This is a genomic window from Pseudomonas sp. Choline-02u-1 (assembly GCF_002836515.1).
Taxonomy (GTDB): Bacteria; Pseudomonadota; Gammaproteobacteria; order Pseudomonadales; family Pseudomonadaceae; genus Aquipseudomonas.
This window is the reverse complement of sequence record NZ_PJBC01000065.1, coordinates 372,357-391,752: the sequence shown is the minus strand read 5'-3', so window position 1 is coordinate 391,752 and position 19,396 is coordinate 372,357. Positions and strand designations below refer to the sequence as shown.

At 61.7% G+C, this 19,396-nt stretch carries 17 protein-coding genes and 1 other RNA gene; 11 read left to right on the top strand and 7 right to left on the bottom strand.

What is annotated here, in order from left to right; all coding sequences use genetic code 11:
* Positions 1-54 precede the first annotated feature (54 nt).
* The 3 genes from ssrS to CXF97_RS23375 form a co-directional block, all read right to left on the bottom strand.
* Positions 55-233: non-coding RNA, 6S RNA (ssrS, locus tag CXF97_RS23385), on the bottom strand.
* A gap of 30 nt (positions 234-263) precedes the next feature.
* Positions 264-581, bottom strand: a complete 318-nt coding sequence (locus tag CXF97_RS23380) for a cell division protein ZapA (RefSeq protein WP_056791703.1) — start codon at positions 579-581, stop codon at positions 264-266.
* On the bottom strand, positions 578-787 hold the full coding sequence (locus CXF97_RS23375) for a TIGR02449 family protein (protein WP_007911197.1): 210 nt from the start codon (positions 785-787) through the stop codon (positions 578-580). The genes CXF97_RS23380 and CXF97_RS23375 overlap by 4 nt, the downstream gene beginning before the upstream one ends.
* 125 nt (positions 788-912) lie before the next feature.
* Between CXF97_RS23375 and CXF97_RS23370 the strand changes: the two genes are divergently transcribed.
* The 9 genes from CXF97_RS23370 (at position 913) to gcvP (ending at position 13,074) form a co-directional block, all read left to right on the top strand.
* On the top strand, positions 913-1,473 hold the full coding sequence (locus CXF97_RS23370) for a YecA family protein (RefSeq protein ID WP_101161501.1): 561 nt from the start codon (positions 913-915) through the stop codon (positions 1,471-1,473).
* A gap of 27 nt (positions 1,474-1,500) precedes the next feature.
* Entirely contained in the window at positions 1,501-2,835 is a 1,335-nt protein-coding gene (gene pepP / locus CXF97_RS23365; RefSeq protein WP_101161500.1) for a Xaa-Pro aminopeptidase, read from the top strand.
* Positions 2,832-4,019, top strand: coding sequence for a 2-octaprenyl-6-methoxyphenyl hydroxylase (gene ubiH / locus CXF97_RS23360; protein WP_101161498.1), 1,188 nt, complete (start codon positions 2,832-2,834; stop codon positions 4,017-4,019). The genes pepP and ubiH overlap by 4 nt, the downstream gene beginning before the upstream one ends.
* A 109-nt stretch (positions 4,020-4,128) precedes the next feature.
* Positions 4,129-5,346, top strand: coding sequence for a 2-octaprenyl-3-methyl-6-methoxy-1,4-benzoquinol hydroxylase (locus CXF97_RS23355; protein WP_178081231.1), 1,218 nt, complete (start codon positions 4,129-4,131; stop codon positions 5,344-5,346).
* A 221-nt stretch (positions 5,347-5,567) separates the two neighbouring features.
* A complete protein-coding gene (locus CXF97_RS23350; RefSeq protein ID WP_101161494.1) occupies positions 5,568-6,572 on the top strand; it encodes an extracellular solute-binding protein in 1,005 nt (334 codons plus the stop codon).
* A gap of 141 nt (positions 6,573-6,713) precedes the next feature.
* Complete coding sequence (locus tag CXF97_RS23345; RefSeq protein ID WP_101161492.1) at positions 6,714-8,330, top strand: iron ABC transporter permease; 1,617 nt, start codon at positions 6,714-6,716, stop codon at positions 8,328-8,330.
* Between the two features lie 155 nt (positions 8,331-8,485).
* Positions 8,486-9,568 (top strand): glycine cleavage system aminomethyltransferase GcvT, encoded by a 1,083-nt coding sequence (gene gcvT / locus CXF97_RS23340; RefSeq protein WP_101161490.1) that lies wholly within the window; start codon positions 8,486-8,488, stop codon positions 9,566-9,568.
* 48 nt (positions 9,569-9,616) lie between these two features.
* Positions 9,617-10,000 carry a glycine cleavage system protein GcvH gene (gcvH, locus tag CXF97_RS23335; RefSeq protein ID WP_101161488.1) on the top strand — a complete coding sequence of 128 codons (384 nt, stop codon included), beginning with the start codon at positions 9,617-9,619 and terminating at the stop codon, positions 9,998-10,000.
* A 200-nt stretch (positions 10,001-10,200) separates the two neighbouring features.
* Positions 10,201-13,074, top strand: coding sequence for an aminomethyl-transferring glycine dehydrogenase (gene gcvP / locus CXF97_RS23330; RefSeq protein ID WP_101161487.1), 2,874 nt, complete (start codon positions 10,201-10,203; stop codon positions 13,072-13,074).
* 140 nt (positions 13,075-13,214) lie between these two features.
* On the opposite strand, the gene CXF97_RS23325 is transcribed toward gcvP, so the two are convergent.
* From CXF97_RS23325 to CXF97_RS23315, 3 genes are all read right to left on the bottom strand, one after another.
* Complete coding sequence (locus CXF97_RS23325; RefSeq protein WP_172667868.1) at positions 13,215-13,535, bottom strand: DUF2388 domain-containing protein; 321 nt, start codon at positions 13,533-13,535, stop codon at positions 13,215-13,217.
* A 64-nt stretch (positions 13,536-13,599) separates the two neighbouring features.
* Positions 13,600-15,384 (bottom strand): GspE/PulE family protein, encoded by a 1,785-nt coding sequence (locus CXF97_RS23320; RefSeq protein ID WP_101161485.1) that lies wholly within the window; start codon positions 15,382-15,384, stop codon positions 13,600-13,602.
* A 92-nt stretch (positions 15,385-15,476) separates the two neighbouring features.
* The gene (locus tag CXF97_RS23315) at positions 15,477-15,815 is read right to left on the bottom strand and encodes a hypothetical protein (protein ID WP_101161482.1); all 339 of its coding nucleotides are present in this window, start codon (positions 15,813-15,815) and stop codon (positions 15,477-15,479) included.
* 125 nt (positions 15,816-15,940) lie between these two features.
* Between CXF97_RS23315 and CXF97_RS23310 the strand changes: the two genes are divergently transcribed.
* On the top strand, positions 15,941-16,405 hold the full coding sequence (locus CXF97_RS23310) for an Lrp/AsnC family transcriptional regulator (protein ID WP_024014730.1): 465 nt from the start codon (positions 15,941-15,943) through the stop codon (positions 16,403-16,405).
* Positions 16,406-16,573: 168 nt separating this feature from the next.
* Here the strand turns inward: CXF97_RS23310 and CXF97_RS23305 are convergent, their stop codons facing one another.
* Positions 16,574-17,944, bottom strand: coding sequence for an inorganic triphosphatase (locus CXF97_RS23305; protein ID WP_101161480.1), 1,371 nt, complete (start codon positions 17,942-17,944; stop codon positions 16,574-16,576).
* Positions 17,945-18,102: 158 nt separating this feature from the next.
* On the opposite strand from CXF97_RS23305, the gene argE reads away from it, so the two are divergent.
* On the top strand, positions 18,103-19,257 hold the full coding sequence (argE, locus tag CXF97_RS23300) for an acetylornithine deacetylase (RefSeq protein WP_101161478.1): 1,155 nt from the start codon (positions 18,103-18,105) through the stop codon (positions 19,255-19,257).
* Positions 19,258-19,396 lie beyond the last annotated feature (139 nt).

Here is a 19,396-nt window from a genome sequence, read left to right as displayed (position 1 = left end):
AAACGTACGCATAAAAAATCCGATGTCGGCATACACCGACATCGGATTCGAATCAGGCTCCCCGGATGAACCGCTGTCAACTCAGCCCTTGAACCCGAAAGTTCAAGGTGGAAGAAGCAGTAGACTTTAAGGCTTTCCGTCTAGCGGACATGCACACCAGCCCAACGTGCAACTTCCAGGGTAGTGCGAATCGGCTCCGGGACATCGTCAACTGGCAAGCACCCCAGGGAGTGCCGCGAGTATACCTCAAGCTGCCAGTCGAATCAGCCCTTGACGGTGTTCTGATCGTCGGCCAGGACCAGATCGACACGATCGAGCAAGTCGCGCACCTGTTCGCGGGTCGAACCGCTGGCCTGGATGTCCGGGCGCTCTTCTTTGTGCAACAGGTCGTGGGTGATGTTCAGCGCGGCCATCACGGCAATGCGGTCGGCGCCGATGACTTTGCCGCTGCTGCGGATCTCGCGCATCTTGCCGTCCAGGTAACGTGCGGCGCTGACCAGATTGCTGCGTTCTTCCGGCGGGCAGATGATCGAATACTCTTTGTCGAGGATCTGCACGGTAACGCTATTGCTTGAACTCATGAGTCTTGCTCCAGGGCCTTGAGGCGCGAAATCATCGATTCGACCTTACGCCGGGCGATTTCGTTTTTTTCAATGAGGTGAGCGCGTTCCTCGCGCCAGGTTTTTTCCTGAGCTAGTAAGAGTGCGTTTTGACTCTTAAGTTGCTCGACTCGGCCAATCAGCAGTTCGAGTCTGGCCATCAGCGCTTGCAGGTCGGTGTCTTCCATTGGGTCCACGTGTTCGTCTGATGGGTGGTGACTGGCGGACAGCCTTTAATGGTCTTGGCGGGGCTGTCGATGTAGGATACAAGGCCTTCATTCTAGACATAGCGCCGTCTGGCGCCTAGCTGCCCATGACCATTGCGAATTCCCCGTACCAAGCCTTTGCCACCCTGCTGACTGCCAGCGGCCACAACGTCTCGCCTGCCGAGCTGCACGGCGTGCTGCTCGGGCGCAGTTGCGCCGGGGCCGGCTTCGATCACGAAGGCTGGCTGATCGACGCCGCCGAACTGCTCGAAGGCGACATCCAGGACAACGTCCGCAATGCCCTGATCGGCCTGCAGGAGATGGTCAAAGGCGAACTGACCGGCGACGACGTCACCGTCGTTCTGCTGCTGCCGACCGATGATGCGCCGCTGGCCGAACGCGCTGCTGCACTGGGCGAGTGGTGTCAGGGCTTTCTCAGCGGTTTCGGCCTGAACTGCCGCGACAGCAGCATGCTCAGCACCGAAGCCACCGAAGTGCTGCAGGATCTGGCGGCCATTTCCCAGGTGCAGGATGCACTGGAAGAGTCCGAAGACGGCGAATCCGACTACATGGAAGTCATGGAATACCTGCGCGTCGCGCCGCTGTTGCTGTTTTCGGAAACCAAGAAAGCCGACGTGCCGCCAGCCGCCAAGCCGTCGCTGCATTAATCGCGTGCCAGGGAAAACCATCTGCCCATGACCCATATCCCCAAAGCGGAATACAGCCGGCGCCGCAGGGCGCTGATGGCGCAGATGGAACCCAACAGCATCGCGATCCTGCCCGCCGCCGCGGTGGCGATCCGCAACCGCGACGTCGAGCACGTCTACCGCCAGGACAGCGACTTCCAATACCTCAGCGGTTTTCCCGAGCCACAAGCCGTCATCGTCCTGATGCCCGGCCGCGAGCACGGCGAGTACATCCTGTTCTGCCGTGAACGCAATGCCGAGCGCGAATTGTGGGATGGCCTGCGCGCGGGGCAGGAAGGCGCGATCCGTGAGTACGGCGCCGACGACGCCTTTCCCATCACCGACATCGACGACATCCTTCCGGGCCTGATCGAAGGCCGCGACCGGGTGTATTCGGCGATGGGCAGCAACCCCGAGTTTGATCGGCACCTGATGGACTGGATCAACGTGATCCGTTCCAAGGCGCACCTCGGCGCGCAACCGCCGAATGAGTTCGTTGCCCTGGATCATCTGCTGCACGACATGCGCCTGTATAAATCGGCGGCAGAAGTGAAGGTGATGCGCGAAGCCGCGCGGATCTCGGCGCAAGCGCATATCCGCGCGATGCAGGCCAGTCGTCCGGGGCTGTATGAATACAGCCTCGAAGCCGAACTGGATTATGAATTCCGCAAGGGCGGGGCGAAGATGCCGGCCTACGGTTCGATCGTCGCCGCCGGGCGCAACAGTTGCATCCTGCATTACCAGCAGAATGACGCGTTGCTCAAGGACGGCGATCTGGTGTTGATCGACGCCGGTTGCGAGATTGACTGCTACGCCAGCGACATCACCCGCACCTGGCCGGTCAACGGCAGGTTTTCGCCGGAGCAGAAGGCGATCTACGAGTTGGTGCTGGCTTCGCAAGAAGCGGCGTTCGCCGAGATTGCACCGAACAAGCACTGGAACCAGGCGCACGAAGCCACGGTGCGGGTGATCACCACGGGTCTGGTCAAGCTCGGTTTGCTGCAGGGCAACGTTGACGAACTGATCGCCAGCGAAGCCTACAAGGCTTTTTACATGCACCGCGCCGGCCACTGGCTGGGCATGGATGTGCATGATGTTGGCGAGTACAAGGTCGGCGGCGAATGGCGCGTGCTGGAAGTCGGCATGGCGCTGACCGTGGAGCCGGGCATCTACATCGCGGCGGACAATCAGAACGTGGCGAAGAAATGGCGTGGCATTGGCGTGCGCATCGAGGATGACGTGGTCGTGACCCGATCCGGTTGTGAAATTCTCACCAGCGGCGTGCCAAAAACCGTCGCCGAGATCGAAGCGCTGATGGCACAAGCAAGGACACACGCAGCATGAGTCGAGTCAATCTGGCAATCATCGGTGGCGGTCTGGTCGGCGCCAGTCTGGCGTTGGCCTTGCAGGCCGGGGCCAAGGCCCGTGGCTGGAAAATCGTCCTGATCGAACCTTTCGCCCCCGGCGATAGCTGGCAGCCGAGCTACGACGCACGCTCCTCGGCGCTGTCGTTCGGCTCGCGGCAGATTTATCAGCGTCTGGGCGTCTGGCAGGAAATTTCCCGCCGTGCCGAGCCGATCAAACAGATTCACGTTTCCGACCGTGGCCGCTTTTCCACCGCGCGCTTGTCGGCGATGGAAGAAGGCGTGCCCGCGCTCGGTTACGTGGTGGAAAACGCCTGGCTCGGCCAGTGCCTGTGGCAACACCTGGACAAAGACGTCATCACTTGGCGCTGCCCGGCGGAAGTCACGCGCATGGAGCCGTTGGCCGATGGCTATCGCCTGACCCTCAACGATGAAAGCACGCTGGAATGCGACCTCGCCGTGCTCGCTGATGGCGGTCGTTCCGGGTTGCGCGAACAGCTGGGCATCAACGTGCGCACGCGTCCATACAACCAGAGCGCGCTGATCGCCAACATCACCCCGAGCGAAGCGCACAACGGCATGGCGTTCGAGCGCTTCACCGACGAAGGGCCGATGGCCTTGCTACCGTTGCCGGACAACCGTTGCGCACTGGTCTGGACGCGTCTGGGCATGGACGCGCAGCGTCTGGCCGAGTTGAGTGAGCGGGAATTTCTCAGCGAATTGCAGGGTGTGTTCGGTTACCGCCTCGGCACGCTGAAACAGGTCGGCGCGCGGCACCTGTATCCGCTTTCGCTGGTTGAAGCCGAAGAGCAGGTGCGTTCGCATCTGGCCGTGCTCGGCAACGCCGCGCACAGCCTGCACCCGATCGCCGGCCAGGGTTTCAACCTGTCGCTGCGCGACGCCGATGCTCTGGCCGCCGCGCTGCTGGGCAGCGAAAAAGCGCTGGGCGACTTTGCCACGTTGCAGGCCTATCGCGAACGGCAGCGCCTCGATCAGGACCTCACCGTGGGTTTTTCCGATCAGGTCACACGCCTGTTCGGCAGCACCCAGCCGCTGGTGTCGCTGGGGCGCAACCTCGGCCTGCTCGGCCTCGACCTGCTGCCGCCGGCCAAACGCTGGTTCGCCCGGCAGGCAATGGGCCTGGGAACACGCCCGGATGCTTGAGTGGCGGAGCGGCACTTTCAATTTCAGGATCGCGCCGCCAACGGGTGCGCTCGGTAAAAACCCTTACGTGCGGCGCAAGCCGCAAGCGAGACAGGCCTAAAGCATGGAAATGCGTGCAGATCTGCTGATTGTCGGAGCCGGAATGGTCGGCAGCGCCCTGGCGCTGGCGCTACAGGACAGCGGCCTGGAAGTATTGCTGCTCGACGGCAGCGCCCTGAGCGTGAAACCGTTCGATGCCGAAGCGGCGTTCGAACCGCGCGTCAGTGCATTGTCGGCGGCGAGCCAGCGCATCCTCGAACGCCTCGGCGTCTGGGATGGCATCGTCCAACGGCGCAGCAGCCCGTACACCGACATGCACGTCTGGGACGGCAGCGGCACCGGGCAGATTCATTTCTCGGCGAGCAGCGTGCATGCCGATGTGCTCGGTCACATTGTCGAAAACCGCGTGGTGCAGGATGCTTTGCTCGAGCGTTTGCACGATTGCGATCTGGGCCTTCTCGCCAATGCGCGGCTGGAGCAGATGCGTCGCTCCGGCGATGACTGGCTGTTGACGCTGGCCGATGGCCGCTCCTTGCGCGCGCCGCTGGTGATCGCGGCCGACGGCGCCAATTCCGCTGTGCGCCGTCTCACCGGCGTGGCGACTCGCGAGTGGGATTATTTGCACCATGCGATCGTCACCAGCGTGCGCTGCACTCAGGCGCACCGCAAAACCGCGTGGCAGCGTTTTACCGATCACGGGCCGTTGGCGTTTCTGCCGCTGGAGCGTGATGGTCAGCAGGACTGGTGCTCGATCGTCTGGTCGACCACGCCAAGTGAAGCCGAACGCTTGATGGCGCTAGACGACGTTGCGTTTTGCGCTGAGCTGGAGCGGGCCTTCGAAGGGCGCCTGGGTGAGGTGATCAGTGCCGATCCGCGCCTGTGCGTACCGCTGCGTCAGCGCCACGCCAAACGCTATGTCGCGCAAGGCCTGGCGTTGATCGGTGATGCGGCGCACACCATTCACCCGTTGGCCGGGCAGGGTGTGAACCTTGGGTTCCTCGATGCGGCGGTGCTGGCGCAAGTGTTGCTGCAGGCGCATGAGCGTGGCGAGTCACTGGCAGACGTCAAGGTCCTGAGCCGTTATGAGCGTCGGCGCATGCCGCACAATCTGGCGCTGATGGCCGCGATGGAGGGCTTTGAGCGGTTGTTCCAGGCTGATCCGCTGCCGCTGCGCTGGTTGCGTAATACCGGGTTGAAGGTGGTAGAGCGGATGCCGGAGGCGAAGGCGTTGTTTGTGCGCGAGGCGTTGGGGTTGACGGGTGACCTCCCAGCCCTGGCAAAGCCTTAGTTGTCTATCGAGGCTTACGGCCTCTTCGCGAGCAAGCCCGCTCCCACAGTTCAAATGCATTCCAACTGTGGGAGCGGGCTTGCTCGCGAAGGCGTCAGTCCAGTCACCGCAACATTCAGCCTGTGCAACATCTGGTAACGCCTTCCCCCAGTGTTCGATTGTGGTGGTAAATGTGAGTCCTTATCATTTGGCCCACATTTCCCGACCGAGAGACCACTCCCATGTTGGCACCCAAGCGTCTTCTGACCGCACTGGCCTTGACCCTGATCGGCAGCACTGCTGCCCAGGCTGCCGATGAGGTGGTGGTTTACTCGTCGCGCATCGACGAGCTGATCAAACCGGTGTTCGATGCCTACACCGCCAAGACCGGGGTGAGGATCAAGTTCATCACCGACAAGGAAGCGCCATTGATGCAGCGCATCAAGGCCGAAGGCGAGAACGCTACCGCCGACCTGCTGCTCACGGTTGATGCCGGCAACCTGTGGCAGGCCGAGCAAATGGGCATCCTCCAGCCATTCACCTCGAAAACCATCGACACCAACATTCCCCAGCAATATCGCTCGTCCACCCACGCCTGGACCGGCCTGAGCCTGCGCGCGCGGACCATCGCGTACTCCACCGAACGGGTGAAACCGGGCGAGCTGACCACCTACGAAGCGTTGGCCGACAAGAATTGGGAAGGCCGCCTGTGCCTGCGCACGGCGAAGAAGGTCTACAACCAGTCGCTGACCGCGACCATGATCGAAGTCCACGGCGCCGAGAAGACCGAGAAAATTCTCAAGGGCTGGGTCAACAACCTGTCCACCGACGTGTTCTCCGATGACGTTGCGGTGCTGGAAGCGATCAGTGCCGGGCAGTGTGATGTCGGCATCGTCAACACCTACTATTACGGCCGCCTGCACAAGCAGAAGCCTGAACTGCCGGTGAAACTGTTCTGGCCGAATCAGGCCGATCGCGGCGTGCATGTGAATCTGTCGGGCATCGGCCTGACCAAACACGCACCGCACCCGGAAGCGGCCAAGGCATTGGTTGAATGGATGACCACGCCAGAGGCGCAGAAAATTTTCGCCGACGTGAACCAGGAATTCCCGGCCAACCCGGCAGTGGCGCCATCGGAAGAAGTGGCGGCGTGGGGCAAGTTTGTTGCCGATACCTTGCCGGTTGAGGTGGCGGGCAAACGCCAGGCCGAAGCGATCCGGATGATGGATCGGGCTGGGTGGAACTGATTCTGCTGTTGTAAAGAGCAAAAGATCGCAGCCTTCGGCAGCTCCTACAGGGGGAACACGTTTCACATGTAGGAGCTGCCGAAGGCTGCGATCTTTTTGCTTTTCTCCCCACACTCCACGACCTATCCGCGAGATTCAAAAGTGGCCTACCCCGCCCAGCGCCGCTGGTACCCCATCGTCTTCGCCATCGCCGCTCTGGTGCTGTTACCGCTGAGTGTGCTGCTGTTGTCGTGGCAGACCATCGATCAGCAGATCTGGTCGCACCTGTGGCAAACCCAGATGCCGCGCCTGCTCGGCAATACCTTGACGTTGATCCTTGGCGTCGGTGTCGGCGTGACCCTGCTGGGCGTCAGCCTTGCCTGGCTGACCAGCCTCTGTGAATTCCCCGGTCGGCGCTGGCTCGACTGGGCGCTGATGCTGCCTTTCGCCATTCCGGCGTATGTATTGGCGTTCGTCTTCGTCGGCCTGCTCGATTTCGCCGGCCCCGTGCAAACCCTCCTGCGCGAATGGTTTGGCAGCGGCCTGCGCCTGCCGAGAGTGCGTTCCACCGGCGGGGTGATCGTGGTGCTGGTGCTGGTCTTTTATCCCTACGTTTATCTGCTGGCGCGCACCGCGTTTCTGGCTCAGGGCAAAGGTTTGATGGAAGCGGCGCGGGTGCTCGGGCAGTCGCCGTGGCAGGCGTTCTGGCGGGTTGCGTTGCCGATGGCGCGCCCGGCGATTGGCGCGGGTGTGGCGCTGGCGCTGATGGAAACCCTGGCCGATTTTGGCGCGGTGTCGGTGTTCAACTTCGATACCTTCACCACGGCGATCTACAAAACCTGGTACGGCTTCTTCAGCCTGCCCAGCGCGGCGCAACTGGCCAGTCTGTTGCTGTTGGTGGTGATGCTGGTGCTGTACGGCGAACGCCGGGCACGCGGGGCGAATCGGGCCAGCAATGAGCGGCCAAGGGTGAAAGCGCTGTATCACCTGCGCGGAATCAAGGCGTTCGCGGCGACGGCCTGGTGTGGATTGGTGTTCGCCTGCGCCTTCGTCATTCCGCTGCTGCAACTGATGGTGTGGTTCTGGCAGCGCGGGCGTTTCGATCTGGATGAACGCTACGCCGGGCTCATCCTGCACACGCTGTATCTGGGAGCGATGGCGGCACTGATCACCGTCAGCGTTGCGTTGTTGTTGGCCTTTGCCCGGCGTCTGGCGCCGACCCAGACGATCAGCTCCGGCGTCGGTCTGGCCAATCTCGGCTACGCCTTGCCCGGTTCGGTGCTGGCGGTGTCGATCATGCTTGCTTTCAGTTATCTGGATCGCGAGCTGGTGATTCCGCTTTCGTCATGGCTCGGCGGTGCCGGCAAACCGTTGCTGCTTGGCAGTCTCGCGGCGTTGCTGATGGCCTATCTGGTGCGATTCATTGCTGTCGCTTACGGGCCGCTGGAAAGCAGCCTGGCGCGTATACGGCCATCTTTGCCTGAAGCGGCGCGTAGCCTGGGTGTCAGTGGGCCGCGACTGTTTTTCAAAGTGTATCTGCCGTTGTTGCTGCCCGGCACGTTGAGCGCGGCGCTGCTGGTGTTCGTCGATGTGCTCAAGGAAATGCCCGCGACCCTGCTGATGCGCCCGTTTGGCTGGGACACGCTGGCGGTGCGCATCTTTGAAATGACCAGCGAAGGCGAGTGGGCGCGGGCATCGTTGCCGGCACTGACGCTGGTGTTGGTCGGTCTGTTGCCGGTTATCGGATTGATCAGGCGCTCCGCGCACCGAAACACTTAGTCGTCAGTCCTACATCATGCGGCTACAATGCGCGGCATTCGGTGCGGTTCGTCTGACAGACCCGTGCGCTGGAATCGGCTGAAAGCCTTATTTATCAAGGTTTCCAGCCGTATAGCGGCGGTCCGCACCCTCGCCACGCCCGGAAGGAGAAACCCATGGGACAGCGTACGCCTCTGTATGACCTGCACCTCGCGCTCGGCGCGAAGATGGTCGATTTTGGCGGTTGGGACATGCCACTGCATTACGGCTCGCAGGTCGAGGAGCACCACGAAGTGCGTCGCGATTGCGGGGTGTTCGATGTTTCCCATATGACCGTGATCGATGTCACCGGCGCCCAGGCCAAGACCTGGCTCCAGCATTTGCTGGCCAACGACGTCGAACGTCTGCACAGCCCCGGCCGGGCTTTGTACAGCACCATGCTCAACGAGCGTGGCGGCATCGTCGACGACATGATCGTCTATCGCCTCGACGACGCGTACCGGCTAGTGTTCAACGCCTCCACCCGCGATCAGGATCTGGCGTGGATGAACGCGCAGCTCGGCGCTTGCGAAGTGCAACTGCACGAGCGCTCCGAGCTGGCGATGCTCGCCATACAGGGGCCGCAAGCCCGGCACAAGATTGCCGAACTGGTGACCCAGTCCCGCGCCACGCTGATCCAGCAACTCAAACCTTTCGAAGGCGCCGTCGACGGCGACTGGTTCATCGCGCGTACCGGCTACACCGGCGAAGATGGCCTGGAAATCTGCCTGCCAGCGAATCAGGCCCCGGGTTTTTTCAACGATCTGGTGGGCGCCGGCATTTCGCCGATCGGCCTCGGCGCTCGCGACACCTTGCGGGTCGAGGCCGGGATGAACCTTTACGGTCAGGACATTCATCAGGACGTTTCGCCGCTGGCTTCGAACATGGCCTGGAGCATCGCCTGGGAACCGGCCTCGCGTCAGTTCATCGGCCGCGCGGCGCTGGAGGCGGAAAAAGCTGCCGGCGTGGCGCACAAACTGGTCGGTCTGGTGCTGGAAGAGCGCGGGGTTTTGCGCGCTCACCAGGTGGTTCGCATCGCCGATGTTGGCGAAGGGGAGATCACCAGTGGTAGTTTCTCTCCTACGCTGAGCAAATCGATTGCCCTGGCGCGTGTACCGATGGCAACCGCCGACCGCGCCGAAGTGGAAATCCGTGGCAAGTGGTACCCGGTGCGAGTGGTCAAACCGACCTTCGTGCGCCATGGCAAAACCTTGATCTAACCTTTTCTGGCGGGCATGACCGCTGACAATTTCTCGAGGACACCGAAGATGAGCGATATCCCTGCCGAACTGCGTTTTGCTGAAAGTCATGAATGGGCGCGTCTGGAAGCCGACGGCACTGTCACCGTGGGCATCAGCGATCACGCGCAGGAAGCGCTGGGCGACGTGGTATTCGTCGAACTGACCGAAGTCGGCAAGGTGTTCGCCGCCGGTGATCAATCCGGTGTGGTCGAGTCGGTGAAAGCCGCCTCCGACATCTATGCCCCGGTCAGCGGTGAAGTCATCGCGATCAACGAAGAGCTGAGCGGTTCGCCCGAGTTGCTGAACTCCGACCCGTACGGCGCATGGATCTTCAAGCTCAAGCCAAGCGACAAGGCCGAGCTGGACAAGCTGCTGGATGCTGGTGCGTACAAGGCTGCGATCGGCGAGTAAGTCGCCGGCCAAACCCAAAGCCCCGATTCGTCGGGGTTTTTTTTCAGAATCAAAAGATCGCAGCCTTCGGCAGCTCCTACAGGGGAATGTATTCCAAAGGTAGGAGCTGCCGAAGGCTGCGATCTTTTGATCTTCGAGGGCACTGCTATGCTGGTTTGACCGTGTCGATTGACGCCAACCGTCAGCCAGGAGAGCCCGTCATGTCCCAGTTGTCGTCCCTGAGCCAGTTACGCGATAGCGAAGCCTTTCTGCGCCGTCACCTTGGCCCGGATGCTGCCGAGCAGCAGGCGATGCTCGACAGCCTCGGTCTTGGCAGTCGCGCCGAGCTGATCGAGCAGACCGTGCCGCCGGGCATCCGCTTCAATCGGGCGCTGGATCTGCCGCCGGCCGTCGACGAACAAGCTGCGTTGATGAAACTGCGCGGGTATGCCGAGCAGAACCAACTGTTCACCAGCCTGATCGGCATGGGCTACCACGGCACCGTCACGCCGACCGTCATTTTGCGCAACGTGCTGGAAAATCCCGGCTGGTACACCGCGTACACCCCCTACCAACCAGAGATCGCCCAGGGCCGGCTCGAAGCGCTGCTGAATTTTCAGCAACTGACCATTGACCTCACCGGCCTGGAACTGGCCAACGCCTCGCTGCTCGATGAGGCCACCGCAGCGGCCGAAGCCATGGCTTTGGCCAAGCGCGTGGCGAAGTCGAAGAGCAATCTGTTTTTTGTGGATGAAAACTGCCATCCACAAACCCTGTCCGTTGTGCAGACTCGCGCCGAAGGTTTCGGCTTCGAGCTGATCGTCGACGCGGTGGATAACCTCTCGCAGCACGAGGTGTTTGGTGCGCTGCTGCAATATCCCGACACCCACGGTGAAATCCGCGACCTCAAACCCTTGATCGACCACCTGCACGCACAACAGGCCCTCGCCTGCGTCGCCACCGATTTGCTCAGCCTGCTGGTGGTGACGCCGCCGGGTGAGTTGGGTGCCGATGTGGTGTTCGGTTCGTCCCAGCGTTTCGGTGTGCCGATGGGTTATGGCGGCCCGCACGCGGCGTTTTTCGCCAGCCGCGAGGAATACAAACGAGCGATTCCGGGGCGGATCATCGGTGTGTCGAAAGATGCTCGCGGCAACGTCGCGCTGCGCATGGCCCTGCAAACCCGCGAGCAACACATCCGCCGCGAGAAAGCCAATTCGAACATCTGCACCGCGCAGGTGCTGCTGGCCAATATCGCCAGTTGCTACGCGGTGTATCACGGTCCCGAGGGTTTAAAGCGTATCGCCCAGCGCGTGCATCGCCTGACCTGCCTCCTCGCGGCGGGACTCGAGCGCAACGGCATCAAACGGCTCAACAGGCAGTTCTTCGACACGCTGACGCTGGAAGTCGGCGGCGCACAAACCGCAATCATCGAAAGCGCTCAGGCAGCGCAGATCAACCTGCGCATTCTCGGGCGCGGTCGCGTCGGTCTGAGTCTGGACGAGACCTGTGATGAACACACCGTGGCGAAGCTGTTCGATGTGCTGCTCGGCGCCGATCACGGCCTGAGCGTTGATGCGCTTGATGCGCAGGACATCGCCTCGGGAATTCCCGACGAACTCCAGCGCAGTACGCCGTATCTGCAACATCCGGTGTTCAACGCTCACCACAGCGAAACCGAGATGCTGCGTTACCTCAAGCAGCTGGAAAACAAGGATCTGGCGCTCAACCAGTCGATGATCCCGCTCGGTTCCTGCACGATGAAGCTCAACGCCACCAGCGAGATGATCCCGATCACCTGGCCGCAGTTCGCCAATCTGCATCCGTTCGTACCGAGAGAGCAGGCCGTCGGTTACACGCTGATGATCGAGGAGCTTGAGCGTTGGCTCTGTGCGATTACCGGTTTCGATGCGATCTGCATGCAGCCCAACTCTGGCGCTCAAGGTGAATACGCCGGGCTGCTGGCGATCCGTAAATATCACGAGAGCCGGAAGGAAGGCGCGCGGGATATCTGTCTGATTCCGTCGTCGGCCCACGGCACCAATCCAGCGTCGGCGCAGATGGCCGGGATGCGCGTGGTCATTGTCGAATGCGATGAGGCGGGCAATGTCGATCTGGATGATTTGAAATTGAAAGCCGCCGAGGCGGGGAACAAGTTGTCGTGCCTGATGGCGACCTATCCGTCGACCCATGGCGTTTACGAGGAGGGCATCAGCGAAATTTGCGCAGTGATCCACCAGCACGGCGGCCAAGTGTATATGGATGGCGCCAATCTCAATGCCCAGGTTGGTCTCGCCCGACCGGCGGACATTGGCGCCGACGTGTCGCACATGAATCTGCACAAGACCTTTTGCATTCCCCATGGCGGCGGCGGGCCGGGCATGGGCCCGATCGGGGTTCGCGCGCATCTGGCGCCGTTCGTCGCCAACCATCCGGTGGTGCCGGTTGACGGGCCGCTGGCGCAGAACGGCGCGGTCAGCGCAGCACCGTGGGGCAGTGCGAGCATTTTGCCGATCAGCTGGATGTACATCGCCATGATGGGCCCGCAACTGGCCGATGCCAGTGAAGTGGCGATTCTGGCGGCGAATTATCTGGCGCAGCATTTATCCGGCGCGTTCCCGGTGCTCTACACCGGGCGCAATGGCCGGGTGGCGCATGAATGCATTCTTGATCTGCGCCCACTGAAGGCGCAGACCGGCATCAGCGAGGAAGACATCGCCAAGCGGCTGATGGATTACGGCTTCCACGCGCCAACCATGTCCTTCCCCGTGCCGGGCACCTTGATGGTCGAGCCGACCGAGAGCGAATCCAAGGCAGAGCTCGACCGCTTCATCGCGGCGATGCTGAGCATTCGCGCCGAGATCAATGAAGTGCATAAGGGCAACTGGCCGGCCGAAGACAACCCGCTCAAACACGCGCCGCATACCTTGGTCGATGTCACTGGAATCTGGGAGCGCCCTTACAGCATCGAACAGGCCATAACCCCGGATGCGCACACCCGGGCGCACAAGTATTGGCCGGCGGTGAATCGGGTGGATAACGTTTACGGCGATCGCAATCTGTTTTGCGCGTGTGTGCCGGTCGATGATTACCGCTGAAGATCAAAAGATCGCAGCCTTCGGCAGCTCCTACAGTAGGAATGCATTCCAAAGGTAGGAGCTGCCGAAGGCTGCGATCTTTTGATTCTGGCGCAAAAAAAATGCCGCTCGATCGAGCGGCATTTTCATACGCGAAAGGCTTATTCGGACGCCACCGCGTTCTTCGCCAGAATCGCGTTCGCCAGTTCCATGTCCGAAGCCTGCAGGCCCGGATTGTCGGCGCGGACTTTCTGCATGGCTGCTTCCAGGTACGGGCCACGGATGCCGCCGTCACTGGCGACGAAGCTGCCGGCGTCGTCCTGAGCGGCGACGATCAGCTTGTGATCCTTGAAAGTCAGGTAGGTCGAACCGGTCGTGGCACCGGAGGAGATGACGTTACGCCAAAAGCTGTCCGCCATGGCCGAACCAACGGGAAGCGACAGCAGGGCCAAGGTGGCGACAGCAAGTTTGAGACGCATGATGAGGTGACTCCTGGGATTGACTACGGCGTTGGATAGCCGATCCCCGATCCAGTTCCGTGCCGACTTATTTCAACTCACTTTGCGGTGTCACCCGCAGCACTTCCTCCACCGTGGTCAGCCCCGCCGCGACTTTCTGCGCACCGGACAGGCGCAGGCTGCGCATGCCCTCCTTGAAGGCCTGGCGCCTGATCGCGGTGAGGTCGGTGTCCGGAGTGATCAGCGCCTTCAGGCTGTCGCTCAGTTGCATGATTTCGTAGACCCCGGCGCGGCCGCGATAGCCGGTGTCGCGACATTCCAGGCAGCCGATCGCCCGTTGCGCATTGCTCGGCAGCGGCGCTTGCCAGGGCCGGGTCAGGGTTTGCCAGTCTTCATCCTCGAGCGTCAGCGGCGTCTTGCAGTGTGGGCACAAAGTACGCACCAGACGCTGGGCCATGACCCCGAGCACGGTCGCCTTGATCAGGTAATGCGGCACGCCGAGTTCGAGCAAACGGCTGATCGCGCTTGGCGCGTCGTTGGTGTGCAGGGTCGACAAGACCAAGTGCCCGGTGAGCGCGGCCTGAATCGCCATTTCGGCGGTTTCCAGATCACGGATCTCGCCGATCATGATGATGTCCGGGTCCTGGCGCATCAGCGCGCGCACTCCGGCGGCGAAGGTCAGTTCGATGTTGTGCTGCACCTGCATCTGGTTGAAGGCCGGCTCGACCATTTCGATCGGGTCTTCGATGGTGCAGAGGTTGACCTCCGGCGTCGCCAGTTTTTTCAGGGTGGTGTACAGGGTCGTGGTCTTGCCCGAACCGGTCGGCCCGGTGACCAGAATGATGCCGTTGGGCTGACGGGTCATGTCCTGCCAGCGGCGCAGGTCGTCGGCGCTGAAACCCAACTGGTCGAAATTCTTCAGCAGCACTTCGGGGTCGAAAATCCGCATGACCATTTTTTCGCCGAACGCTGTCGGCAAAGTCGACAGACGCAACTCCACTTCGCCACCGTCCGGCGTCTTGGTCTTGACCCGGCCGTCCTGGGGTTTGCGCTTTTCCGCGACGTTCATGCGGCCGAGGCTTTTCAGGCGGCTGACGATCGCCATGGTCACCTGCGGCGGAAATTGGTAGACGTTGTGCAGCACGCCGTCGATGCGAAAACGCACGGTGCCGTGCTCGCGGCGCGGTTCGATGTGGATATCACTGGCGCGTTGCTGGAAGGCGTACTGGAACAGCCAGTCGACGATGTTGACGATATGAGCGTCATTGGCGTCCGGCTCCTGATCGCTGGCACCGAGGTTGAGCAGTTGTTCGAAGTTGCCGAGGTTGCCGCTCTGCGCGTCGGCATTGCTGGCGCCGCTGACGGATTTGGCCAGCCGGAAAAATTCGACACTGAACCGTTGGATGTCCACGGGATTGGCCACGACCCGTTTGATCGGCAGCTTCAATACGTGGGTCAGATCGGCTTCCCATCCGCTGACGTAGGGCTGAGCGCTGGCCACGGTCACGGCATCGCGGTCCACCGCGACGGCGAGAATTTTGTGGCGCTGGGCGAAGGCGTAGGACATCAGCGGCGTGATCGCCGCGACGTTGATTTTCAGCGGATCGATGCGCAAGTACGGCTGGCCGGCCTGCTGCGCCAGCCACAGGGTCAGGCTTTCAAGATCCAGATGTTTGCCCGGACGGCTGAGGTCGTCGAGTTGCTGGCTGGCGATGAATTCCAGCGGATGCATCTGCCCGTGAGCAGCATGGCGACGGCGGGCATTGAGCGCCTGTTCCGCCGCGTCCTGGCAGATGAAGCCTTGGGCGACCAGTTCACGCAAGACATCGTTAAGGTCCAGCCAGCGGTCCTGAGTGGCAAATTGAACGGACATGCGGCGTTCCTTTTTGAGCGACATGCGCAAAAGGATAGTCGTGGCCCCGCTGACCGTTGGGCCACTACCCGACGAAGCCGTTGCCGGATTTGTCAGCCGGCAGCCTGGGCGGGCGCTTGCCACGCCGCGTCGGCGTTGTGCAGATCCACCGAGCAGACGCTGATCAGGTTACGCAGTTTTTCCCCGATCACTTGCGCGCGATGCCAGCTCAGGCCGCCCATGAGCAGATCGATCGACAGCAGATCGTCCTGGCGCTGGACCTTGACCTGCTCCGGGGTCAGAAACTGCAAGGCGAACAGATTCAGCACGCGCACCAGCAGATCCGGCTCGGCCTCGGCAAGAATTCGGTACTGCGCCAGGCAGTGGGCGTTGTTGACGTTCCAGACATCGGCGCGGGTGGCGGGGCTGTTTACGGCTTCAAGGTGCGGCATGGTGAATCTCCAGATCAGTGGAGAAATTTTTACATTCGGTGCGGGGTATTTCTTGGCTATGATCGGCGCCTGAACGGATTTATCGAAAGAGTTGATTCGTGAAAGTTGATCTTTGAGGATTTTTTATGCACAGCGAGCTGGATGCCTACGACCGCAAGATCCTTGCCTTGCTGCAGGAAGACGCTTCGCTGTCGAGCGCGCAGATCGCCGAGCAGGTGGGCCTGTCGCAATCGCCGTGCTGGCGGCGGATTCAGCGGATGAAGGAGGAGGGCATCATTCGCGGCCAGGTGACCTTGCTGGATCGCAAGAAGATCGGCCTGAATACGCAGATCTTTGCCGAGATCAAACTCAACGCTCACGGCCGCTCGAACTTCACAGAGTTCACCGAGGCGATTCGCGGCTTTCCGGAAGTGCTGGAGTGTTATGTGCTGATGGGGGCGGTGGATTTCATGCTGCGCATTGTTGCGGCGGATATCGAGGCGTACGAGCGGTTCTTTTTCGAGAAGCTGTCGCTGGTGCCGGGGATACAGGAAGTGAATTCGATCGTGGCGCTGTCGGAGATCAAATCCACTACCAGCCTGCCGGTTTGAGGTAAGGCAGCTGGCCTCTTCGCGAGCAGGCTCGCTCCCACAGGGGATGATCGTTCCCACGCTCCGCGTGGGAATGCAGCCCGGGACGCTCTGCGTCCCAAAGCGGACGCAGAGCGTCCATTGAGGCGTACCCACGCAGAGCGTGGGAACGATCAGGTGGGAAGGTGTTTAGCTGCGCAGAAGGATTTTCCAGGCGCGGTTCTGGTACACCGCAATCGCCTGGTGCTTGCGCGCATCGAGCAGTTCGTCGGTGATGGTCGGCTCGTTGGCCAGTTGCGCCAGTTTGTTCAGTTCACCGTACAGGCGATCCATTTCCGGTATGTCCAGCACGTTGCGCGCGTGGTGCAGCCAGACCTGAATGCGCTCGATCCGCGGCAGTTGCTCGGCGAGATCTTCCGGCTGTTGCTGATAGCGCTGCAACTGCAGAGCGGTGGCTTCTTCGCCCAACAGACGCGGCAACCAGCTGTGCAATTGCGCATCACCCTGACGATTGCCGCGAGTATTGCGCTCGGCGGTCCAGGTGCGGGCCAACAGCCAGCGCGAAGCGTTCAGCGAGAACTGGCCCCAGCGCGGGTCTTCCAGTTCTTCGAGGAATTGTTCCGGCGCGGCTTTGCGCACGTCTTCGTCTTCAATGCCGACCTGGACCAGCGGACGCCAGTCTTCCAGCAAGGCATCGAGGGCCACGCGCAAATCGTGGGTCGACTGACGCGGTGCGGCCTGGCCGAGGCTGCTGAGCAGCGCGCGCATTTCCGCGAGGCTCTCGACCCAGTCCTGCAGCAGGCGCCAGTGGCCGTTGAAGCGATACTGCTCGGCCAGACGCTGGCTGCTGCCGAGCAAATGCCAGCTCAGTGCGGCGAAGGCGTCGTCGAGGCGGGTTTCGGTGGTCAGCTGCGGCGCCGGCAAGCTCAGCGAGTAACTGTTGGCGTCGTGCAGGCGATAACCGCGCTCAGCCTTGCTGATATCGCACGGCATCAAAGCCAGGGTTTCGGCCAGTTCGGCAGCCAGCTCCAGTAGCGCGGCAGGTTCGCCTTCGCGCAGTTCCAGTTCCAGCTCGCAGATTTCTTCCTTCTGCTTGCCGACCACCACGTGACCGAGGTCCAGCGCGGCTTCGATGACCACTTTGGTCTTGCCACGGCCCCAGGCGATTTCGGCGCGCTCGCGGACGAAATCGGTGGTGAAGATCGGTTTGAGGGTTTTCTTGTCCAGCTCGGCCAGCGCCTCGGGCCAGCATTCGCCGTCGAGCTTCTTCACGTCGAGCTTGGCTTTCGGCAGTTTCCAGTCGTACTCGTTACGCTCGGACAGACCGGCGACGCTCTGGCCACGGGTCTTGAGGGTCTGAATCACTTCGTCACCATCCTTGCGCAGGCGCAGGGCGACTTTGGCCCGGGCCAGGTCGCGCTCGGGGGTGTCGAAATACTGGTTCATCAACTCACGGCGTTCCCAGCCACTTTTGTTGCGTTTCTTCAGCAGCGGGTGCTCACGCAGCGCGGCGAGGGTTTCGCGGCTGACGCGGAGTTTGATTTCGGTTTCTTTCTGCATGGCCGGAAAATCCAGGATATCGGGAACGCAGCCGGGGGAATGTGTGGCTGCCAAGGCCGTGCAGTGTACAGGAGTCAAACTTCCTACGCCCTGCGGCGGTTTATTCCGCGCGCCGGATGGTTCTATAGTGGGTCTCAATCCGGGACCTGGAGTCAGTGATGCCATTGCCATCCATGCAAGACCAGTTCGCCGCGCTGATTGCAGCGCCATCGGTCAGCTGTACCCAACCGAGCCTGGATCAATCCAACCGCGCCGTCATCGATCTGCTGGCGGGTTGGCTGGGTGACCTGGGTTTCAACTGCGACATCCAGCAGGTCAGCCCCGGCAAATTCAATCTGCTCGCCAGTTTCGGCAGTGGCCCCGGCGGCCTGGTGCTGGCCGGGCACAGCGACACGGTCCCGTACGATGACGCGTTGTGGCAGACCGACCCGCTGAAACTCACTGAAGTCGATGGCCGCTGGGTCGGGCTGGGCAGCTGCGACATGAAGGGCTTTTTTGCGCTGATCATTGAAGCCGTGCAACCGCTGCTTGAGCAACCGTTCAGGCAGCCGCTGCTGATTCTCGCCACCTGCGACGAAGAGAGCTCGATGTCCGGCGCCCGCGCGCTGGCCGAGGCCGGGCAACCGTTGGGTCGCGCGGCGGTGATCGGCGAGCCGACCGGGCTCAAGCCGATCCGCATGCACAAAGGCATCATGATGGAGCGCATCGATATCCTCGGGCGGAGCGGCCACTCTTCAGATCCGCGCCTGGGCCACAGCGCCCTTGAAGCGATGCACGATGCCATCGGCGAACTGCGTGGTCTGCGCCTGTTGTGGCAACGCGAATTCAGCAATCCACAATTCAGCGTGCCGCAACCGACGATGAACTTCGGCTGCATCCATGGCGGCGACAACCCCAATCGCATCTGCGGCCAGTGTTCGCTGGAGTTTGACCTGCGGCCGCTGCCGGGCATGGACCCCAACGTGCTTCGTGCGGAAATCCTGCGCAAGCTCAACCCGGTCGCCGAGCGGCATAAAGTGAAGATCGATTACCAACCGCTGTTTCCGGAAGTGCCGCCGTTCGAGCAGGCCGAAGACGCCGAACTGGTGCGCGTCGCCGAAAAGCTCACCGGCCATCGCGCCGAAGCAGTAGCGTTCGGCACCGAAGCGCCTTATCTTCAGCGCCTCGGCTGCGAAACCATCGTGCTCGGCCCCGGCGACATTGCCTGCGCGCATCAACCGGGCGAGTACCTTGAAATGTCACGTTTGCAGCCTACCGTGCATCTGATTCGGCAGTTGATTGAACATTACTGCCTGAGCCCGGACAAACCCTGATATCCCCTGTGGGAGCGGGCTTGCTCGCGAAAGCGGTGTTTCAGACACTTTGCTGGCGACTGACAGGACGCCTTCGCGAGCAAGCCCGCTCCCACCAGGAGATCTGTGTTTTATCTGACCGAACCCGGTAAATTGCCTG

What these genes read in the sequence shown, in the direction of transcription:
- CXF97_RS23380 (WP_056791703.1), bottom strand. Translation starts at nt 581, where the DNA reads ATGAGTTCAAGCAATAGCGTTACCGTGCAGATCCTCGACAAAGAGTAT.
- CXF97_RS23375 (WP_007911197.1), bottom strand. Translation starts at nt 787, where the DNA reads ATGGAAGACACCGACCTGCAAGCGCTGATGGCCAGACTCGAACTGCTG.
- CXF97_RS23370 (WP_101161501.1), top strand. Translation starts at nt 913, where the DNA reads ATGACCATTGCGAATTCCCCGTACCAAGCCTTTGCCACCCTGCTGACT.
- pepP (WP_101161500.1), top strand. Translation starts at nt 1,501, where the DNA reads ATGACCCATATCCCCAAAGCGGAATACAGCCGGCGCCGCAGGGCGCTG.
- ubiH (WP_101161498.1), top strand. Translation starts at nt 2,832, where the DNA reads ATGAGTCGAGTCAATCTGGCAATCATCGGTGGCGGTCTGGTCGGCGCC.
- CXF97_RS23355 (WP_178081231.1), top strand. Translation starts at nt 4,129, where the DNA reads ATGCGTGCAGATCTGCTGATTGTCGGAGCCGGAATGGTCGGCAGCGCC.
- CXF97_RS23350 (WP_101161494.1), top strand. Translation starts at nt 5,568, where the DNA reads ATGTTGGCACCCAAGCGTCTTCTGACCGCACTGGCCTTGACCCTGATC.
- gcvT (WP_101161490.1), top strand. Translation starts at nt 8,486, where the DNA reads ATGGGACAGCGTACGCCTCTGTATGACCTGCACCTCGCGCTCGGCGCG.
- gcvH (WP_101161488.1), top strand. Translation starts at nt 9,617, where the DNA reads ATGAGCGATATCCCTGCCGAACTGCGTTTTGCTGAAAGTCATGAATGG.
- gcvP (WP_101161487.1), top strand. Translation starts at nt 10,201, where the DNA reads ATGTCCCAGTTGTCGTCCCTGAGCCAGTTACGCGATAGCGAAGCCTTT.
- CXF97_RS23320 (WP_101161485.1), bottom strand. Translation starts at nt 15,384, where the DNA reads ATGTCCGTTCAATTTGCCACTCAGGACCGCTGGCTGGACCTTAACGAT.
- CXF97_RS23315 (WP_101161482.1), bottom strand. Translation starts at nt 15,815, where the DNA reads ATGCCGCACCTTGAAGCCGTAAACAGCCCCGCCACCCGCGCCGATGTC.
- CXF97_RS23310 (WP_024014730.1), top strand. Translation starts at nt 15,941, where the DNA reads ATGCACAGCGAGCTGGATGCCTACGACCGCAAGATCCTTGCCTTGCTG.
- CXF97_RS23305 (WP_101161480.1), bottom strand. Translation starts at nt 17,944, where the DNA reads ATGCAGAAAGAAACCGAAATCAAACTCCGCGTCAGCCGCGAAACCCTC.
- argE (WP_101161478.1), top strand. Translation starts at nt 18,103, where the DNA reads ATGCCATTGCCATCCATGCAAGACCAGTTCGCCGCGCTGATTGCAGCG.